Source organism: Archangium sp. (assembly GCF_036388035.1).
Taxonomy (GTDB): Bacteria; Myxococcota; Myxococcia; order Myxococcales; family Myxococcaceae; genus Archangium.
Genome location: NZ_DASVSO010000660.1, coordinates 1 through 3,835, shown reverse-complemented (window position 1 = coordinate 3,835; position 3,835 = coordinate 1). Strand labels below are relative to the sequence as shown.

At 68.2% G+C, this 3,835-nt stretch carries 3 protein-coding genes; 2 read left to right on the top strand and 1 reads right to left on the bottom strand.

The window, feature by feature from the left end:
* Positions 1–195: 195 nt before the first annotated feature.
* Positions 196–1,536, top strand: a complete 1,341-nt coding sequence (locus VF697_RS26955; protein WP_331099593.1) for an AHH domain-containing protein — start codon at positions 196–198, stop codon at positions 1,534–1,536.
* A 9-nt stretch (positions 1,537–1,545) separates the two neighbouring features.
* Positions 1,546–2,112, top strand: a complete 567-nt coding sequence (locus tag VF697_RS26950) for an imm11 family protein (protein WP_331099592.1) — start codon at positions 1,546–1,548, stop codon at positions 2,110–2,112.
* A 33-nt stretch (positions 2,113–2,145) separates the two neighbouring features.
* Here VF697_RS26950 and VF697_RS26945 read toward each other — a convergent pair.
* Positions 2,146–3,835 (bottom strand): adenylate/guanylate cyclase domain-containing protein (locus VF697_RS26945; RefSeq protein ID WP_331099591.1); only part of this gene is annotated, 1,690 nt, incomplete at its 5' end.

The window sequence follows — 3,835 nt, the reverse complement described above, 5'->3', positions numbered from 1 at the left end:
GGAGAAGATGCGCCGCGTGGTGGCCGAGCACATCGCCGAGGACAAGCCCATCGTCGAGCTCTTCGGCCACCCCGACGAGCCAGATCCGGAGGGCTGAGTTCGAGGAGTCGACCCGCTCCGGTCCCTTGCCAGACCCTTTGGGTAGCCCCTCATGTTGGCGGCCCATCAGGGGACGCCAGGGTCAGAAGGAGTCCCTTGAAGCCTTGCTGCACGACCGTGTTGCTGGTGCTCCTGGTCGGGTGTGGTACCGCCCCTCGGGTCGTGCGCCTGGACACGGGCCGGACCCACCCCCTCGTCTTTACCCCGCGCTCCCAGGTCGAGCCTGTGGAACTGGACAGCGCCGCGTTCGAGGAGGCCGTGGCGGAGCTGGCCAGGAGCATTCGTCCTCCCGCCCGGCCCCAAGAGGCGGCCCGGCAACTCCTCGAGGTGGACGCACGCAGCGCTTCGTACCAGTACGAGCATCACAGCCGCCGCATCACCCCTCTCGGGCTGGACGAACAGTTGGAGGAGGAGCTACCGACGGCGGCGGTGGAGTTGACGCGCTCCTACCTGAGCTGGTGCGAGCGCACCGGCAGGCGCGGAGACTGTCTGCGCCTGCTGACGGAAAGCCCCACCCTCACCGGCGACAGCCGTTTCGCTCTGGCCCTGGCCCTCACCAAGGGCGCCGTGCTGGACGAGCTGCTGGAAGCGTTCAAGGGCATGGCCGACCCACACGCCATGGTGGCGGCGGTTCTCTGGACGTGGACAACCTACATGGTCCTTCTCGCAGTGCCCGACGTGACGGTCTCCAAGGGCCTCGCGGCGGTCATGACCGCAACCCTCATCACCTATGTGGGCGTGGACACCTTCTGGACTCTCATCGTTGGCTTCAAGCGACTGATGGAGGAAGCGGACCGGGCCACCACGTTCAACGAGCTGCGTGAGGCGGGTGAGCGGTACGGCGAGGTGATGGGCCGCAATGCGGCGCGTGCGTTCGCCATGCTGGCCACAGCGGCCATTGGCAACACGGCAGCGGGGCTGGCGACGACGGTGCCGAAACTGCCTGGCTCGGCCCCCGCGGCAGTGATGGCCGCGGAGCAGGGAGGTTTCTGGCTGCCAGCAGTGGCGGAAGTGCAGACGGTGGCTGTCACCGCCGAGGCCGTCACCTTCTCCCTGCCACCGGGGGCGACGGCCATGGCCGCCCAGGGAGAGAGCACCGGCGGCCGCGTTGACCTCCATCACATCGCGACCATCGAGAACAGCAAGTCCACGTTGCGCGGGGGCCCCTGGACACCGAGGTTCCAGAAGATTTTCGCCAAGGCGGGGATGAGGATGAAGGACGTGGAGAACACGGTGCCTATCGAGGGCCACAAGGGACCTCATCCCGAGCGCTACCACCAGATCGTCTACGATGAGCTGTTCAGGGCGACGAAGAGCTGTCGCAGTATCACGGAGTGCCGGGCAGTGCTGACGATGGCACTCGATAGGCTGGCCCGGGAGATCGCCACGCCAGGCACGGAACTCAACCAACTCATCATCCAGGGTGCACCGCGCTAGGTAGCTGTCATGCCCCAGCACTTCTTCAGACTGTTCGACGATGTCTCTGCCCCTGGACGCTGGCACCTGGACAATCCCACCGACAGCCAGGGGCGTGAGGTGGAGGACTGCTGGCAGTTCACGGACGGACGGTCCGTGCGCATCGAAGGGCGCTTGAAGGTTCCCATCGAGCACGAGGGCAGGCCGCTGGACTTCACCCAGGCAGGGCTGGCTGTTCCTGTCGTTCACGCCAAAGTGGCTTCCGTGTTCACGGAACAAGCGCCCGACGACGTCCAGCTCATTCCCGTGGACATCGAAGGTCAGCTGGACTCGTACTTCATCCTGGTAGCCACGCGCCTCGTCCGCTGCATCGACGAGCAAGTCTCTCGCATCCAACTCTGGACGGAAGAGGACGGAGTGCCGGAGAAGGTCGGGCAGTATGCCTCCGTGCGCGACCTGCGTATCGACCCAGCCAAGGTGGGCGGCGCCAAGGTCTTCCGCCTCGACGGGTGGGATGTCGCCCTCATCGTCTCCGAGGACATCAAGGTCGCCCTGGAGCGCGTAGGCACCCTGGGCGTGAAGTTCGAGCGGGTCTAACAGACACGCCTGCCAGGGCAGCCCAAGCCCCGCTCAGTTCCCCTCGGACGCGAACACGCCGTCCCAGTCCTCCGGGGGCGCCGCCGAGGTGAACTTGCGGCAGCGCTCGGCGTACACCCCCGCCACCGTGTCCTGGTAGGCCTCCACGCCGCGCGTGAAGAGCGCCAACGCCTCGTCGAAACGCCGCTGGTGGTACGCCGTCAGCGCCTGCTCGTACAGGGCGAGCTGCTCCTGCACCTGGGCGGAGATCTCCCCCTTGCGGCCTACCAGCTCGTGGAGGCGCGCGGGCTCGGTCCGGCCCTTGAGCCGCACCCGGTCCACCTCGCGGAAGACGAAGGAGTCCTGCGCCAGCCGGGCCGAGCCGTCTCCCACCAATACGAAGGTGCCATAGGTGCGGTTGAGCCCCTCCAGGAACATGGAGAGCTTCACCGCCTCGCCCATGGCGGAGTACTTGGCCTCGAGATCGCTCCCCATGCCGCCCACCAGCACCTCGCCGCTGTCGATACCGATGCGGCACTGCAGGCGCTGGCCGTACGTCTTCTCCCAGTACGTGTGGCGCTCCTGCAGCGCCGCCCGCAGCTTCAGCGCGGCCTCGCAGGCCAGGTGTGCGTGGCGCTCCGTGCGCACCGGCGCGCCCCAGAAGGCCAGCACCGCGTCTCCCAGGTACTTGTCCACCTGGCCGCGCGTGGAGCGCACCACGTCCGTCATCTCCGTCAGCGAGTCGTTGAGGAACTGGACCACCTTCTCCGGGGGCAGCTCGCTCGACAGGCGCGAGAAGCCGTCGATGTCGCAGAAGAAGACCGTCACCTCGCGGCGCTCGGCCCGTGTCAGCACCCGCAGGTCGCGCGTGACGAGCCGCGCCACCTCGGGACTCACGTAGCGGCCGAGCACGTCCGTGATGAAGTGGCGAAGCTGCCGCTCCGTGCGCGAGGCCTGGACGATGGTGAAGATGAAGGTGAGGGCCATGGCCAGCAGCGGGCCCACCATCGCCACCCAGAGCAGCTTGTTGACGAAGAGGTACCAGGCCACTCCCGCCAGCACGAGGCCCACCACCCCCATCGTGCCCAGGTACAGCAGCACGTCACCGAAGGAGCGCAGGCCCCGGTTGTAGGTGAGCGCCATGAAGGCTCCGACGAGCGCGGCCCCCAGCGTCAGCAAGAGGTCCAGCTTCGGCGTGGCGCGGGTAATGCCCTCGGACTGAAGGAGGTTCACCAGCGACTGCGCGAGCACGGCTCCCGCGGGCGTGTACTCGCCAATGGGCGTGTGCTTGAAGTCCAGCGCCTGGCGCGAGGTGTTGGTGAAGACGATGACGCGGCCCTCGATGTCGTGGACCGCTCGCGGCGGCACGCCCTCGCGCACCGCGAAGAGGTTGAGCAGCACGTTCCACGCCGGGATGGCCCTCGCCACGGAGCCGCGCGCGCCTCGCCCCACCTCCGCCGCGTCCCAGCGCACCAGGCTGTAGCCGGACTCGTCCAGGGGGATGGAGAACCGGTCTCCCACGTACAGCCGGCCGTCCGCGTAGCGGAGCTGGCGCGTGCCCGCCAGGCGCATCGCCGCCGCCAGTGGCATGGAGGGCAGCACGTGCCGGGCACCCTCTCGCGAGCGGTAGCTCACCAGGTGCGGCACGGCCCGCACCACCCCGTCCGGATCCGCCGGCACCGTGGCGGCGCCGTAGAGGCTGCCCGGGCCCAGCAACGGCGCCACGGGGTGCTCGAGCTGGCGC